Genomic DNA, 14,554 nt, shown 5'->3' with positions numbered 1-14,554 from the left:
CCGGTCTCGACGCGGAGTAGACCTGTAGCAGATTGTTGTCACCCGGCATTGTATCTGCGGCCCTTCGTATTTAGGGGAGCCTTGTAGGGAACCCCGTTTCCCAAATTCCAAAGCATGAAGAGTGCCAGGCAATCCCGTCTGGCCGCCAACCGGTTCTCCACCGGTGGTTTCCGCACGTTGCGGCATGCGCTCATTTGAGAAGGAGATCAACAATGGTTGACATTAACACACTGCCCGGATGGTCTGAGCCAATCCCGTGGGGCCAAGACCGTGACCCACATGCTAAACCCGACAACATCAAACCCGAGACATGGGTTCGGTCCGACCTGATCGTGAGACCTGAGAAGGTAAGCGTTGCCCAAGATATGGGTTACCCGACCTTCTACTCGGATCAAATCTGGCGTGTTCAAGACGGTGAGAGTTTCGTTCTGGATTGCCCCGATGCCTACGCCACCCACACCGTTGCGTCTTACTACCGGCTCTGGGCAGGCGAACTACCTGATGAGGTCGAAGACGACACTGACGCCCCGATCTCTGACGAGCTTTCAGAGGAAGAACTGCTGCGTGCTCTTATCGACGCCCAAGCCCACATCGAAGGAGCCCCGGTATGAGTATTCACATGGCAGGCTCCGGCGAGGAGCACATCATCGATCCAGCACAGGCAGATCAGGACGACGAACTGGCCAAGGCTCTTACACAGTCAGACCTGCAACGCCGCCGTCACGATCTCAATGCTATCCGACAAATCCACCGGGTGGCCGAGGCTTACAATCGAACCGTCTACGGTATCGGTGGTCATGACATCGACATTGATCCGCGTGCGGTGTCCGAGCGCCAGTGGCGTTGTGTTCTAAAGCTGGCAGCGACGTTCATTCAGAGCGACGGCACCATGACCCCAGCGCAGGTGCGTCACGAGTGGGTGATCCACATGGCGCAGGAGGATACGCTGCGATACCTCAACGACGACCTGCTTGTTCCGTTCGAGGAATTGGATGCGCGAGGCCAACTGATGGAGCGTGCTGGTACCGAGGCGATGCGTCGGGCGATGAACCCTCCACTGATCATAGAAGACTATACAGTGCTAACGGAGGAGGCTTTGCTGTATCAGATGCACGCGAATGACGATCAGGTTGCTGCAGGCGAGTTGGCTCGGCGTCGGGCGCTGGCAGAACTGATGAGAAGATGAATTTACTCGGCAAGGGTGTTGTCGATCAAGTTGCACCTTCTGCCAGCCCGGGAGCGCGGTCTGGCGCGCGATAGCAGAGGCAATGGTCTACTATAAGCCAATCGGGCAGGCTTTTTACTATCTTCACCGCCTCGGCATGCTCAGCGGGCGTTTCTGGCGGTACAACGCCGATTACCGCTGCCGCCGGAATCAGGTCCTCGCCTAACTCCCCCATGTCAATCCGGACGAAACCACCCTCACAGGTCTCCGTCACCTTGCCCACGCCCAAAACACAGTTGTGGGTCGAGGTCACAGCGCCGGTGTCTTCATGAATGCCGGTTAGCGATCCGGCCTCGATATCCGCAAACAGAACGGTCTGCCCCAATCGCAGATCTTTCTGCCAGTCGAGGACCATGGACTCGATGTGTTTGCGCACATCCTTTGTCAGAAGGCACAGGTGATCGGCAATCGAAAGCGCGAGACCTGGTTCTATCAAGAATCCGAAATGCATAGCTTCACCCTAAATCGCACGGTTGCGACCTCCAACATTGCGGTTGCGGGTGCATTCATACGCAGCTATTTAGGGGATATGCAGGGGACAACTGGACCCGCTGGCCGAAAGGGCCAATGAAACAAGGCTATTTGAGGATGGTTTGGTGGAGCCTAGGGGAGTCGAACCCCTGACCTCTTGCATGCCATGCAAGCGCTCTCCCAACTGAGCTAAGGCCCCATACAGGTACCGTCGTAACGGTGGACGGACGTTTATGAGACGCCGTCGATGAGTGCAAGTCCTAAAATCGGAATCCGCAAAAAATTCAGACCGACTTCGCAGGCCGGGTCGAGGCGGCGGGGCCGCCTCGGGATCCATCAGTTTTCGTCTTCTGACGACATGTCCTTTATATCGTCTAGTGAAACGTTGTCGCCGTCGTCATCGTCGTCCAGCAGATCGTCATCCAATTCGACATCGACATTATCGTCATCATCCAAAACGATGTCTTCGTCCGACGACGCTTCGCGCGCCTTGACCGATGCGGCATCTTCAGCATCCGCGGCGATCATCCGGCTTTTTCCGGTATCCAGCTCCACGACCTCGCCCGTATAGGGGCTGACGATCGGGTCCTTGTTCAGGTCGTAAAACCGTTTGCCGGTTGTCGGGCAGACACGTTTTACGCCCCATTCTTCCTTGGGCATATCAAATCCCCTTGATATCAGGTGAATCTCATCAATGATTCAGGTCACCTGCCACATGCGGCAGGCACTGTCAAAGCCTTTGCGCAAAGGAGGCCCACCCATGGGGCGACACGCATTGCCCGGAACACCTCCGGTGCCGCTGACACTGCGCAGATCGGCGCGCGCACGGCGGATCAGTTTGCGAATTTCCCAATTGGATGGACGGGTTACGCTGACCTACCCGACAGGGGTGGCTGAAGCCGAAGCGCTGAATTTCGCACAGCAGAAAGAGGGCTGGATCCGCGGGCACCTGCAGGATCGACCCAGTATTGAAGCAGTTGGCGTAGGGCAGTTCATTCCGATCGAGGGTACGGCGAGGCGAATCGTTCCTGCATCGGGGCGGAGGGTCTTGCTGAGTGGCGATGCGATCGGGGTTCCGCCCGTTGCCGAAGCACGGCGACTAGCGCGGTTTCTAAAAGAGCTTGCCCGCGATCGTCTGACCGGTGCGTGCGATGATTACGCGGCGATGCTGGGGCGGTCGTACAGTAGCCTTACTTTGCGCGATACGCGTTCGCGCTGGGGGTCGTGCAGTTCTGCGGGCGGGTTGATGTTCTCGTGGCGGTTGATCCTCGCCCCACCAGAGGTTCTCCATTATGTGGCCGCGCATGAAGTGGCGCATCTTGCCGAAATGAACCACTCACCTGCGTTCTGGGCACAGGTCGAGCGTATTTTTGGCCCTTACAAAGAACCACGCCGCTGGCTGCGAGACAACGGGGCAGAACTGCACAGATATCGCTTCGACTCCGTCGCTTGACCTTGGCGCGATTTGTGATCACATAAACTCATGTTAACCTCACGCCCCGCCGAGTCTCATACGGCAACCCATGATCGCGTTTATCGCGCCCTCAGATCCCGCATCATGCATGGAGAGATTGCCCCGGGGCAGGCGTTGACACTGCGCGGGATTGGCAAGGAATTCGGTGTGTCGATGACTCCGGCGCGCGAGGCGGTGCGGCGTCTGGCGGCAGAAGGTGCTTTGTTCCTGTCCACGTCCGGTCGGGTATCAACGCCGGAACTCACGCGCGATCGGATCGAAGAGCTGGCGGCGCTGCGCGCGCTGCTTGAGGTTGAACTGGCCAGCCGGGCCCTGCCGCGCGCGCATATGGCGCTGATTGACCGGTTGCAAAGCATCAACATGGCAGTGGCCGAGATGGTCACGAAACGCGATGCGGTGGGATATATCCGTGCAAATCTGGAATTTCACCGCACGCTGTATCTACGCGCACAGGCCCCCGCGATGCTTGCCATGGCCGAAACCGTCTGGCTGCAGCTGGGTCCCACCATGCGTGCCCTATACGGTCGGTTGCGGAGGACCGAGCCACCGCACTACCATCGCCTGATCATCGCAGCACTCAAGGCCGGGGATGAGCCTGGGTTGCGACTAGCAGTGCGTTCGGATGTGACACAGGGCTTGCGCCTGCTTGTTACCTGAGCGGCTTGTTGCCCATCTCTCAACTCAGTTGATTTCGGATGTCGCTTTGCTGGCTTGAGCGACCGGGCTGCGCTATTCTGAACGCAAATCACAACAAGAGCAGATTTAACCATGATTAATCGAAGAGTGTTTTCCTTAGGGCTTGGTTCAACCCTGTTGGCGGCCTGTTCCACAGGCACCGCACCCAACAGTGCTCCGGCTTCGCGGATGCGTGCGGTTCCGAACGCAGGATGGGATGCCTGGGTGGCCAGTTTCAAAAACCGGGCAGCGTCACAGGGCATTTCACAGACTACCCTTAACCGAGCGTTTCAAGGCGCCGGATATCTACCCGACGTGATCGAACGCGATCGCAATCAGGTCGAATTCAAACGCTCGCTTGAGGATTATCTGGCGATTGCTGCCTCGGATGAACGGATCAGCACTGGCAAGCAAATGCTTGTGCGGCATGCAGGAACCCTGTCGCAGATCGAAGCCCAATATGGTGTCGACAAGGAGGTCGTCGTGGCTGTTTGGGGCCTGGAAAGCCGTTATGGTGCACGGCGCGGCGATGTGCCGGTGATCTCGGCAACGTCGACTCTGGCCTATGACGGGCGGCGCGGAGCGTTTTTTGAGAAGCAACTGGTGGCGGCGCTGAAGATCATTCAAGAGGGCGATACGACCCCGGCTAACATGACCGGCAGCTGGGCCGGAGCGATGGGCCACACACAGTTCATTCCGACGTCTTACCTTGCTTATGCGGTCGATTTCACCGGCGACGGGCGGCGCGATATCTGGTCCGATGACCCAGCAGATTCACTTGCGTCAACGGCGGCTTATCTGGCACGTGCCGGTTGGGTGCGAGGGCAGCCTTGGGGCGGTGAAGTGGGCACGGTTTCGGGCACGCCGGCGGCAGTGCTGCAACCGCAGACGCCCGGCCCACGTATTGCTGTGTTCCGCAATTTTCAGGTGATCAAGCGCTACAACAATTCGGACAGCTACGCGATCGGCGTGGGTCATCTTTCTGATCGCATTGCTGGCGGCGCGCCGTTCCAAGCGTCATTCGGGCCGGATGCGACCGGTTTGACGCTGGAGGATCGTAAAGAACTGCAGCGCCGCCTGACATCCGCGGGCTATGACACACTAGGCGCAGATGGTGTTATCGGCAGGAATACTGAGGCGGCAATTAGCGCCTACCAGCGCGCCAACGGGTTGTCCGTGACTGGCCAGCCTTCGGTAGCTCTGTTGCAGCGGTTGGGTGGCTGACGGGTTAAGCCGCCAGCCCTTTCGAACCGATATCCAGGAACTTCTGACGGCGGTCCTTGATCAGGGCTGCCGCGTCTTTCCCATCAAGCTCTTCCAGCATCGAGGCAATTGCAGACCGCACGGCTTCGACCGCCGCCGGGCGGTTGCGATGTGCACCGCCCTTGGGCTCGGTGATGATGTGGTCACAAACGCCCAGCTTGTGCAGGTCCTGAGCGGTAAGGCGCAACGCTTCGGCGGCCTCGCGCATTTTTTCGGCATCTTTCCAAAGAATCGACGCGCAGCCTTCGGGCGAAATCACCGAGTAGACCGAATGCTCCAACATCGCTACGCGGTTCGCAGTCGCAAAGGCGACCGCGCCACCCGAACCACCTTCGCCGATGATTACGGACACCAAAGGAACGCCAATCTTTAGGCACATCTCGGTTGAGCGCGCGATCGCCTCGGACTGGCCACGTTCTTCCGCCCCCTTGCCGGGATAGGCCCCAGCTGTATCGATCAAGGTGATTACCGGCAGGCCAAAGCGGCCTGCCATTTCCATCAGGCGTACAGCCTTGCGATAGCCCTCGGGGCGGGCCATGCCGAAATTGCGTTCAATCCGCGATTTGGTATCGCTGCCTTTTTCGTGGCCAATCACCATGACGGGTTGATCGTTGAACCGCGCCAGACCGCCAATTACCGCCAGATCGTCGGCAAAGTTCCGGTCACCTGCCAGTGGGGTGAATTCGGTAAACAGCGCATCCACGTAATCGTTGCAGTGTGGACGTTCAGGATGACGCGCCACCTGACATTTCCGCCATGGGGTCAGATCGGCATACAGCTCGTCCAGAAGCTTGGCGGCCTTGGCATCCAGCGCGGCGGCCTCTTCCGTCACATCCATTTCTTCATTGGCACGGGCCAGCGCGCGCAGCTCTTCAGCTTTGCCTTCGATCTCGGCCAGCGGTTTTTCGAAATCCAGATACTGGGTCATGACGCCTCTCAACGCGGAAGTTCCCTGCTATATGACTAATGCTTGTCCGGGATGCAACTCAGCAAGATTTGTGGTTGTGGAATATGCGATCACCGATGGGCAAAGTGAAGGAAGGATACTGATGGCTGCCAGCTATGAAGATCGCGTGCTGCGTGTGTTGACCTACATTCATGACAACCCCGCCAGAGACTTGTCTCTGGACGCCCTGGCCGAGGTTGCGGCCATGTCGCGGTTTCACTGGCATCGCGTGTTTCGCGCCATTACTGGCGAGACCTGCGCGCAGGCCACCCGTCGGATACGCCTGCACCGTGCCGCCTGCTGGCTGGTGCAAACAGACAGACCGGTTACGCGGATCGCAACCGACATTGGCTATCCGAACCAAAAATCATTTGCGCGGGCCTTTTCCGAGGCCTACGGCAGCAGCCCCACCGCGTTTCGACGTGCGGGGCAAATACTGCCGGCCCATCCAGTGTTCAAAACCGGAGGATATCCGATGCATCCCGTAACAACCCGAACCGAACCGTCCCGCCGTGTTATAGCGCTGCCGCATAAAGGGGCTTATGCCGAGATTGGCCGCAGCTTTGAGGCCTTTGGTGCCCTGTGCGAATCCCGCAAGCTGTGGCCGCAAGTCGGCCCGATGATCGGGCTGTATCTCGACAGTCCGGACGATGTGCCCGAGGATGATTTACGCAGTTTTGCAGGTGCTGAATTCTGCGGTGATGATACGCCCGAGGGGATGGAAGACCTTGAAATACTGGGTGGCAAAACAGCGGTGCTGACCTTCAAGGGCCCTTATTCCGGCCTTCACGGCGCGTATCAGACATTATTTGGCAATTGGTTGCCCGAGTCTGGCGAAGAACCTGCGGACCATCCGTGTTATGAGATCTATCTCAACGATCCACGAGAAACGGCCCCCGAGGATCTGTTGACCGAAATTTGCCTGCCGCTCAGGTAACCTAATTCGGCCACAGCACCGGATAGAGCGAGGCCACAAGCAGGGCCGCCATCGTCCAGTTGAATGCCAGCAATCGGTGCGGGTTCGTCAGGATTCGCGCCATTTGCTGTCCAAGAACCGTCCAGGTGCTGACCGAGGGCAGGTTGATGGCTCCGAACACCAGCGCGACCAGCAGAATCGCATTGATCGTTTGGTCGGGCGCATAGGCGGCTGTCGCGGTCAGCGCCATCGCCCAGGCTTTTGGGTTGACCCATTGGAAGGCTGCAGCTTGCAGAAACGTCATCGGGGTGCCCGCAGCATCGACACCTTTAGCGGGCGCTGCATGGGCGATTTTCCATGCCAGATACAGCAGATACAGAACCGAAAGAACTTTCAACACGGTATGACTAATCGGATACCGGTCAAAGACTTGAACCAGACCCGCCCCTACCAGAAGCACCATAAAGGTGAAGCCCAAACCGATACCCAGCATATGCGGGATCGTGCGGCGAAAGCCGAAATTCGCACCCGATGCCATAAGCATAAGATTGTTGGGTCCCGGCGTGATTGACGAGACAAAGGCAAATGCGATCAGGGCCATCAGGATATCGTAGGTCATGGCTGCATTTTCTCGCTGAATCCGGCAAATGAAATTGCGTATTCGTGCGCTCTAAGGTTAATGTTGCAATAAATGGCGAAGATTGATCAGATCAACCAACATATATTGCAAGAGCTTTCGCGGGACGGTCGCATCAGCAACCTCGATCTTGCCGAGCGGGTGGGCCTGTCGCCCTCCGCTTGCTTGCGCCGGGTGCAGGAGCTTGAGCGGGCAGGGATCATTTCCGGCTACCGAGCAGTGCTGAACCCGGCGGCGCTGGGGGTGGGTTTCGTTGCCTATATCGGCGTTGGTCTGGGCGAGCACACAAAAGCGGCGCAGGAAGGGTTCGAAAGGGCCTTGCAACAAGCGCCCGAAGTGGTGGAATGTCACAATATCACCGGCACGATCGAATACCTGCTACGGGTCGAATGTGCCGATTTGCCCTCCTACAAAACCTTCCACACCGAGGTGCTGGGTACACTGCCGCATGTGACCTCGATCACCTCATATGTTGTGATGGGATCGCCCAAGGATATGCGCGCGTGACCATCAAAAAGTGATTTTTAACCATCTTGCGAGGTCAAAGTTCAGCGCCTAGTGTCATCTCAACAGGATCGTCGGCAGGGATTAACCCCGAAGCAGGCGCAAATTCAGGGAGTAGACCATGACATTTTTTCGCACCGGAGCGCTGGTGGCTGCCTTGGCAATGTTTGCCGGCGCTGCGACAGCAGCACCTTTGAAGTTACAGCCAGCTAGCCCTCAGCCCAGCCCAAAAGCCGGCTTGAACGTAAAATACAGTTGGGAAGGTAACCCGCCTCGCAAAATCCAGAACCTCTCGAAGGTCAATCATCTGCTGAAAAAGGCAAAGCCGGGTCAGCCCCTCCGAGGTTTGGACTACAGAGACACGAACGAAGGTGATCCTGTCCTGACCTACAATCAGGCGTTCAATGTTGCCGCGGAAATCAGCGGATATATCCGCTTTGATTCACCCGGAGTTTACGAGCTTGAGACCTGGTCGAACGATGGGATTGACGCCTGGGTCGGCGGTCAGCAGATCGGCTATGTCAACGGCCGTCAGGGCTGCGAAGCCAACCAACGCACCGAGGTCGAGGTGCCGCAGGCGGGTTGGTATCCAATCAAAATCAAGTATTTTCAGAAATACGGTACATCCTGCCTGATGATGAAATCAGGAAAGAAGGGTGAGCGTTTCACATGGACACCAAACAATGTATTTGGACGCTGATCAGATCGATTGGGGCGCTCAGCTGAGCGCCCTTTTTTCTTAGCTACCCGCCGCGATTAATTCCGCCTGCGCCACAATAACCTCGGCTTGTTTGATCGAAGCGATATCGACCAAACGCCCTTTGTAGACCGTCGCGCCTTCGCCGTTGGCTTTTGCTTGTTCCATGGCGGCCAGAATCTCGCGCGCTTCGGACACTGCTTCATTCGACGGTGTGAAGACCTGATTGGCCAATGCGATTTGTTTGGGGTGGATGGCCCATTTGCCGACCATCCCCAGCGTAGCAGACCGTTTGGCCTGCGCGATATAGCCCTCATCGTCTGAGAAATCGCCGAACGGACCATCCACCGGCAGCACGCCATGGGTGCGGCAGGCGGCGACAATTGCGGCCTGCGCCCAGTGCCACGGATCGGACCAGTGCTTTTTGCCTTCGCGCAGCATATAGTAGTTTTCCTGCGTACCCCCGATGCCGGTTGTCTGCATGCCCATTGAGGCTGCAAAATCTGCGGCGCCAAGGCTCATGGCCTGCAGGCGCGGGGATGAGGCGGCGATTTCTTCGACATGCGCCAGTCCGGCGGCAGATTCGATGATCACTTCGAATGAAATTGGCTTGGTTCGGCCCTTGGCGCGCTCGATCGCGGTGACCAGCGCGTCAACTGCATAGACATCCGCCGCGCAGCCTACCTTGGGGATCATGATCTGATCCAGACGGTCGCCTGCCTGTTCCAGCACATCAACCACGTCACGGTACCAATAGGGTGTATCCAGCCCATTGATCCGAACCGACATGTATTTATTGCCCCAATCAACTGTGTTCAGCGCCTCGATTACGTTAGCGCGAGCGGTATCCTTGTCGGAAGGAGCCACCGAATCTTCTAGATCCAGATTAATGACGTCTGCAGCTGATGCTGCCATCTTGGGAAATAGCTTGGTGTTCGAGCCCGGGCCAAACAGTTGGCAGCGATTGGGCCGGGCCGGAGCGGCAGGTTGGATGCGGAAGCTCATTTGGACCTCATGCGAGTAAGGAAATTGCGTTTAGGGTTGGTCATGGGATATTAAATTGCGCAATGCTGCGCAAGCGTGATTGTGCATATGCGGCAATGCGTATGCAGCATGATTGAAGATACTGGCAAAATGGGGTGCTTAAAGTTTGATCAGTTTAAAAACTTCGAACAATCTTGTGCAAGAAAGCCAAAATACGCAAAAACTTCCCGCTGTGGGCGGGCAGGCGAGAAGAATTTGAGAAACCCTCGTCAAAACGGTTCTCTAGCTTAAGCCAGAATCAAAGGAGTGCACCGCAATGATCGAGACACCGTACCTGTTGTTTTTGGGCGATGCGCCCGACTTGTTGGCGGCCAAAGTGGCCATTGGTATCCGCGACTGGCGTCCTGAGAATGCCGTGGGTCAAATAAGGCTGGATGGTTGCAAGACTGATTTGGGTCTTACCGAAATGACACTTGCCGAAGGTAAAGCTGCTGGTGCCAAGACTCTTGTCATTGGTGTTGCCAACCGAGGTGGGGTCATCAGTGAGGCCTGGAAAGAGGTTCTGATCGCAGCACTGGAGATGGGTTATGATCTGGCGTCGGGCCTGCACAACCTGCTGCGCGACGAAGGCGATCTGGTTGCTGCGGCACAGACTCACGGCTGCACATTGCACGACGTCCGTGTACCGACCGTAGGATATCCCATCGCAAACGGCCGCAAGCGTACTGGTAAGCGGTGCCTGGCCGTTGGAACCGACTGCTCTGCCGGCAAGATGTACACTGCGATGTCCATGGACGCTGAAATGCGCAAACGCGGCATGAAATCCACCTTCCGGGCCACCGGTCAGACCGGAATTCTGGTCACGGGTCAGGGCGTCCCGCTGGATGCGGTTATCGCCGATTTCATGGCGGGATCCGTTGAGTATTTGACACCGGACAATGATCCGGATCACTGGGATCACATCGAAGGGCAGGGCTCTTTGTTCCATGTGTCCTATTCTGGCGTGACCATGGCGCTGATCCATGGCGGTCAGCCCGACGCGCTGATCCTGTGCCACGAGCCGACCCGGACCCATATGCGAGGATTGCCTGAGTATTCACTGCCGACGCTGGAGCAGTTGCGCGACACAGCACTGCCGCTGGCGCGCGTGGCAAACCCAGAGTGTCAGGTTGCAGGAGTGTCGATCAACACCCAGCATCTGAGCGAAGACGACGCACACGCATACATCGCCAAGGTTGAGACCGAGATGGGTATCCCAGCAACCGATCCTTACCGTTTTGGTGCTGGTAAACTGGTGGATGCGCTGGCCGCACTGTGATCTAAGCAGGTTGCCGATCGCCCCTTGCTGTCGGCAACAGACACCACTTTCGATGAAAGGTTGAACGCGTGCAGATTGACGTTTCCCGCGATGTATTTCGGCTGGCGCAGGTATTCACTATCTCGCGCGGCTCACGGACCGAGGCAAAGGTCCTGACGGTTCGGATCTCGGATGGTGTGCATCATGGTTGGGGCGAATGCGTGCCCTATGCGCGCTATGACGAAACGCTGGATTCAGTCGAGGCCGAGATTGCCGGCCTGCCCGACGTATTCTCTCGCTATTCCCTGATGGATCTGCTGCCTGCCGGCGCGGCTCGGAATGCAGTGGATTGCGCGCTTTGGGACCTTGAGGCGAAACGCTCCGGCAAACGGGCGTGGGAGCTGGCGGAACTTGCCGCACCGGGGCCTGAAGTTACGGCCTATACTCTTTCCCTGGACACTCCCGAGGCAATGCAGGCACAGGCGGCAGAAAATGCGTTCCGACCCTTGTTGAAGATCAAACTTGGTACACCGGACGACATGCCCCGGCTTGAGGCCGTGCGGGCTGGTGCGCCGGAGTCCAAAATCATTATCGACGCCAATGAGGGTTGGTCTGCTGAAGTGTACGCCGATCTTGCGCCGCATCTTGTGCGACTGGGCGTTGCTCTGGTTGAACAACCTCTGCCAGCCGGTGAGGATGATGCACTGATCGGCATGGATCGTCCGGTGCCGGTATGTGCCGACGAATCCTGTCACGATCGGGCCAGCTTGCCTAAATTAAAGGGCAAATATGATGTGGTGAACATCAAACTCGACAAGACCGGCGGTCTGACCGAGGCGCTGGAGCTGCGCAAGGCCGCGCTGGCCGAGGGCTATGGCATCATGGTCGGATGCATGGTTGGAAGTTCGCTGGCCATGGCACCTGCAACGCTGGTCGCGCAGGGTGCGATGGTGACGGACCTTGACGGACCGCTTTTGTTGGCAGAAGACCGCGACACACCCCTGATTTTTGATGACGCCGGAGTGCATCCGCCCAAAGCGGCACTTTGGGGCTGAGGAGAAGAACATGACCCGCACCGTTTATGTGAATGGCGAATACCTGCCTGAAACCGAGGCAAGCGTCTCGATCTTTGATCGAGGTTTCCTGTTTGCAGACGCCGTCTATGAAGTAACCAGTGTGCTGGATGGTAAGCTGGTCGATTTCGAAGGCCACGCGGTGCGGCTGAAACGCTCGCTGGACGAGTTACAGATGGCTGAACCCTGCAGCAAAGAAGAACTTCTGGAAATCCATCGCAAACTGGTCGAGCTGAACGACATCGAAGAAGGTCTGATCTATCTACAGGTTTCGCGCGGCAGTGACGGCGACCGGGATTTTGTGTTTCCGTCAGCGGATACCAAGCCTACGCTGGTTTTGTTCACGCAGAATAAGCCAGGTCTGGCCGACAGCCCCGCGTCGAAGAAAGGGGCCAAGGTCATTTCGATCGATGACATCCGTTGGGGCCGCCGCGATATCAAAACCGTGCAACTGCTGTATCCGTCCATGGGCAAGATGATGGCGAAAGCGGCTGGCTGTGACGATGCCTGGCTGGTTGAAGATGGCTATGTCACCGAAGGCACCAGCAACAACGCCTATTTCGTCAAGAACGGCAAGATCGTCACCCGCCCGCTGTCCAACGACATTCTGCACGGCATCACCCGCAAGGCGGTTCTGCGCATGGCCGCCGAGGCGCAGATGGAGATTGAGGAGCGCCTGTTCACCATCGATGAGGCGAAAGAGGCGGATGAGGCCTTCACCACTTCGGCCAGCGCTTTTGTCATGCCGGTGGTTGAGATTGACGGCGTGGCACTGGGTGATGGCACGCCGGGCCCGATTGCCAAACGCCTTCGCGAGATCTATCTGGACGAAAGCCGAAAGGCCGCAATCTAAAGCAAAGGCCCGCCAAAACGGCGGGCATTTTTCGTTTTCGGGGCGTCAGCCTTTTTTCGTGACGTTCTCTTCAAACGCGACCTTGAAGGCGGCTTGTTTCTCGGCGTTCGCTTCGGTCTGGTAGTTGGCCTTCCACTCATCCATGGTCATGCCATAGAAAATCTCGCGCGCTTCGTTTTTGTCCATGTCGATGCCCTTGGCATTGGCGGCTTCCTGATACCAGCGCGACAGGCAATTGCGGCAGAACCCGGTCAGATTCATCATATCGATGTTCTGTACGTCGGTGCGATCCTGCATCAGATGCTGCTGCAAACGGCGAAACGCTGCGGCCTGAAGTTCGATTTCGGTTTGCTTGTCCATTGTCGGGCTCCGAATGATTGTCTTGCGTTCTGGACCTGACCTAGCAATCCGTGGGCCATGTTACAACGAACAGTAGAGGCCCTAAGGCCCCTTGGAACGTCAGGTTTGGATGCTTTATGCCAGTTTGAGGGCCAACCACGGCACAAGGCAAAAAATGATTGTCAGGATTTTGTAGTTCGCAAGATATCTGAAATAGACCCTCTTTACGTCTGCCCGCTCCATTTGGAACATTCTGCCATGCACGCCTGCAATCCAGTCCTGCATGATAAGGATCATAAGTGTGCTGAACAACAAAACAGCGATGTTAAGGGCGGTCATCCAGCCGAAGACAGTAGTCAGGAATTCCTGAGTCATGGTCGTCTCCTTTCCCTTAATATATGGGTGTCAGTATATTGGCTCACAATATTTCGAGGATCGGAAGCGGCATGAAGTGACCTTACGTCATAGTCCGCTATCGTTCAGTGCATCCTGCAGAATAACGGCCAATCGTTCGGCCCAGCTGCGTTGCCCGTCATGATCCGCAATCAGATCATTACGCAGTTCGATCAGTGCATTAGGACGGCCGAAACTGCTGCAATGCTTGTCGATCGCATCGCCGGGTAGCACACCTGTATAGGGTTCATTTACCCCAACGCACAGATCATCCTCGGCGTTCAACCGGTTGATCAGCGGGCGCGAGAACCGCTCATCCGGTGTGTGCAAGACGCCGATGTGCCACGGCCGAGGATCGCGGCCACGGAGCTGGCGCGTAAAGGAATGCATCGAGATGATGACCGCATGCGGCAGGGCCGCAAGCTGCGCCAGCGCATCGTGATAGGGCCGGTAACACATATTTAGACGACGCTCACGCTCGGTCGCATCTGCGTGGCGGTTACCAGGAATGATCGAACCGTCATAGAGCTTCATCAGCAGCGTTGGATCGTCCTCGCCCCGGTTGGGGTCAATCACGAGGCGCGAGAAGTTGGCTGCGATTACCGGGGCGTTCAGAACCTCACCCAGATGTTTTGAAACCTCGTAGGCGCCGACGTCATATGCGATATGGCGTTCCATATCCTCGCGTGGCAGACCCAGGTCTCCGCCGCTGATTTCGGGCGGCACCATGTTGGTTGCATGGTCACAGGTAATCAGCCAACGCGACGAGCGATCCGCGCCGTGAACAAAAAACGGAGAGTATGTCAT

General features: G+C 57.2%; 19 protein-coding genes, 1 tRNA gene and 1 riboswitch. Of the genes, 11 read left to right on the top strand and 9 right to left on the bottom strand.

Going from position 1 to position 14,554, the window contains the following annotated elements:
* The first annotated feature begins 107 nt into the window (after window positions 1-107).
* A riboswitch (SAM-I-IV-variant riboswitch) is annotated at window positions 108-215 on the top strand.
* Both ACRZ96_RS19410 and ACRZ96_RS19405 read left to right on the top strand, forming a co-directional pair.
* Window positions 213-611: a hypothetical protein gene (locus ACRZ96_RS19410; protein WP_480814948.1), complete on the top strand. Its 399-nt coding sequence runs from the start codon at window positions 213-215 to the stop codon at window positions 609-611. It overlaps the preceding riboswitch by 3 nt.
* Window positions 608-1,186 (top strand): hypothetical protein, encoded by a 579-nt coding sequence (locus ACRZ96_RS19405; RefSeq protein ID WP_480814947.1) that lies wholly within the window; start codon window positions 608-610, stop codon window positions 1,184-1,186. The genes ACRZ96_RS19410 and ACRZ96_RS19405 overlap by 4 nt, the downstream gene beginning before the upstream one ends.
* A 25-nt stretch (window positions 1,187-1,211) precedes the next feature.
* Here the strand turns inward: ACRZ96_RS19405 and ACRZ96_RS19400 are convergent, their stop codons facing one another.
* The 3 genes from ACRZ96_RS19400 to ACRZ96_RS19390 form a co-directional block, all read right to left on the bottom strand.
* Window positions 1,212-1,676 (bottom strand): hypothetical protein, encoded by a 465-nt coding sequence (locus tag ACRZ96_RS19400; protein WP_480814946.1) that lies wholly within the window; start codon window positions 1,674-1,676, stop codon window positions 1,212-1,214.
* 143 nt (window positions 1,677-1,819) lie between these two features.
* A tRNA-Ala gene (locus ACRZ96_RS19395) sits at window positions 1,820-1,895 on the bottom strand.
* Window positions 1,896-2,032: 137 nt separating this feature from the next.
* Window positions 2,033-2,356: a TIGR02300 family protein gene (locus ACRZ96_RS19390; RefSeq protein WP_170402007.1), complete on the bottom strand. Its 324-nt coding sequence runs from the start codon at window positions 2,354-2,356 to the stop codon at window positions 2,033-2,035.
* Between the two features lie 100 nt (window positions 2,357-2,456).
* Between ACRZ96_RS19390 and ACRZ96_RS19385 the strand changes: the two genes are divergently transcribed.
* The 3 genes from ACRZ96_RS19385 to ACRZ96_RS19375 all read left to right on the top strand — a co-directional run bounded on the left by ACRZ96_RS19385 (window position 2,457) and on the right by ACRZ96_RS19375 (window position 5,069).
* A complete protein-coding gene (locus tag ACRZ96_RS19385; RefSeq protein ID WP_480707023.1) occupies window positions 2,457-3,149 on the top strand; it encodes a M48 family metallopeptidase in 693 nt (230 codons plus the stop codon).
* 30 nt (window positions 3,150-3,179) lie between these two features.
* The gene (locus ACRZ96_RS19380; RefSeq protein WP_170395556.1) at window positions 3,180-3,827 is read left to right on the top strand and encodes a GntR family transcriptional regulator; all 648 of its coding nucleotides are present in this window, start codon (window positions 3,180-3,182) and stop codon (window positions 3,825-3,827) included.
* Between the two features lie 111 nt (window positions 3,828-3,938).
* Entirely contained in the window at window positions 3,939-5,069 is a 1,131-nt protein-coding gene (locus tag ACRZ96_RS19375; RefSeq protein WP_480707025.1) for a lytic murein transglycosylase, read from the top strand.
* A 4-nt stretch (window positions 5,070-5,073) separates the two neighbouring features.
* Here the strand turns inward: ACRZ96_RS19375 and ACRZ96_RS19370 are convergent, their stop codons facing one another.
* Window positions 5,074-6,036, bottom strand: a complete 963-nt coding sequence (locus tag ACRZ96_RS19370; RefSeq protein WP_170395560.1) for an acetyl-CoA carboxylase carboxyltransferase subunit alpha — start codon at window positions 6,034-6,036, stop codon at window positions 5,074-5,076.
* 121 nt (window positions 6,037-6,157) lie between these two features.
* On the opposite strand from ACRZ96_RS19370, the gene ACRZ96_RS19365 reads away from it, so the two are divergent.
* Window positions 6,158-6,991, top strand: coding sequence for an AraC family transcriptional regulator (locus ACRZ96_RS19365; protein WP_480707027.1), 834 nt, complete (start codon window positions 6,158-6,160; stop codon window positions 6,989-6,991).
* A 1-nt stretch (window position 6,992) separates the two neighbouring features.
* Here ACRZ96_RS19365 and ACRZ96_RS19360 read toward each other — a convergent pair whose 3' ends face one another.
* Entirely contained in the window at window positions 6,993-7,589 is a 597-nt protein-coding gene (locus tag ACRZ96_RS19360; RefSeq protein WP_170626224.1) for a LysE family translocator, read from the bottom strand.
* A 72-nt stretch (window positions 7,590-7,661) separates the two neighbouring features.
* On the opposite strand from ACRZ96_RS19360, the gene ACRZ96_RS19355 reads away from it, so the two are divergent.
* Window positions 7,662-8,114 carry an Lrp/AsnC family transcriptional regulator gene (locus ACRZ96_RS19355; protein ID WP_170513733.1) on the top strand — a complete coding sequence of 151 codons (453 nt, stop codon included), beginning with the start codon at window positions 7,662-7,664 and terminating at the stop codon, window positions 8,112-8,114.
* A gap of 118 nt (window positions 8,115-8,232) precedes the next feature.
* Window positions 8,233-8,811: a PA14 domain-containing protein gene (locus ACRZ96_RS19350; RefSeq protein ID WP_170395568.1), complete on the top strand. Its 579-nt coding sequence runs from the start codon at window positions 8,233-8,235 to the stop codon at window positions 8,809-8,811.
* Window positions 8,812-8,850: 39 nt separating this feature from the next.
* Here the strand turns inward: ACRZ96_RS19350 and ACRZ96_RS19345 are convergent, their stop codons facing one another.
* Window positions 8,851-9,813 carry an L-malyl-CoA/beta-methylmalyl-CoA lyase gene (locus ACRZ96_RS19345; protein ID WP_480707029.1) on the bottom strand — a complete coding sequence of 321 codons (963 nt, stop codon included), beginning with the start codon at window positions 9,811-9,813 and terminating at the stop codon, window positions 8,851-8,853.
* A gap of 295 nt (window positions 9,814-10,108) precedes the next feature.
* Between ACRZ96_RS19345 and dgcN the strand changes: the two genes are divergently transcribed.
* The 3 genes from dgcN (at window position 10,109) to ACRZ96_RS19330 (ending at window position 13,015) form a co-directional block, all read left to right on the top strand.
* Window positions 10,109-11,110 carry an N-acetyltransferase DgcN gene (gene dgcN, locus ACRZ96_RS19340; protein WP_170395572.1) on the top strand — a complete coding sequence of 334 codons (1,002 nt, stop codon included), beginning with the start codon at window positions 10,109-10,111 and terminating at the stop codon, window positions 11,108-11,110.
* 68 nt (window positions 11,111-11,178) lie between these two features.
* On the top strand, window positions 11,179-12,144 hold the full coding sequence (dgcA, locus tag ACRZ96_RS19335) for an N-acetyl-D-Glu racemase DgcA (protein WP_170733527.1): 966 nt from the start codon (window positions 11,179-11,181) through the stop codon (window positions 12,142-12,144).
* A gap of 10 nt (window positions 12,145-12,154) precedes the next feature.
* Window positions 12,155-13,015 (top strand): D-amino-acid transaminase, encoded by an 861-nt coding sequence (locus ACRZ96_RS19330; protein ID WP_170395576.1) that lies wholly within the window; start codon window positions 12,155-12,157, stop codon window positions 13,013-13,015.
* 45 nt (window positions 13,016-13,060) lie between these two features.
* Here ACRZ96_RS19330 and ACRZ96_RS19325 read toward each other — a convergent pair whose 3' ends face one another.
* The 3 genes from ACRZ96_RS19325 to ACRZ96_RS19315 all read right to left on the bottom strand — a co-directional run bounded on the left by ACRZ96_RS19325 (window position 13,061) and on the right by ACRZ96_RS19315 (window position 14,554).
* On the bottom strand, window positions 13,061-13,375 hold the full coding sequence (locus tag ACRZ96_RS19325; RefSeq protein WP_170395578.1) for a DUF1244 domain-containing protein: 315 nt from the start codon (window positions 13,373-13,375) through the stop codon (window positions 13,061-13,063).
* A 114-nt stretch (window positions 13,376-13,489) separates the two neighbouring features.
* On the bottom strand, window positions 13,490-13,729 hold the full coding sequence (locus tag ACRZ96_RS19320) for a DUF6868 family protein (protein WP_170733528.1): 240 nt from the start codon (window positions 13,727-13,729) through the stop codon (window positions 13,490-13,492).
* 87 nt (window positions 13,730-13,816) lie between these two features.
* The gene (locus ACRZ96_RS19315) at window positions 13,817-14,554 is read right to left on the bottom strand and encodes an N-formylglutamate amidohydrolase (protein ID WP_170733529.1); all 738 of its coding nucleotides are present in this window, start codon (window positions 14,552-14,554) and stop codon (window positions 13,817-13,819) included.

It is taken from the genome of Ruegeria sp. CF1 (assembly GCF_056537445.1).
This window is presented reverse-complemented; position numbering and strand designations above follow the sequence as displayed.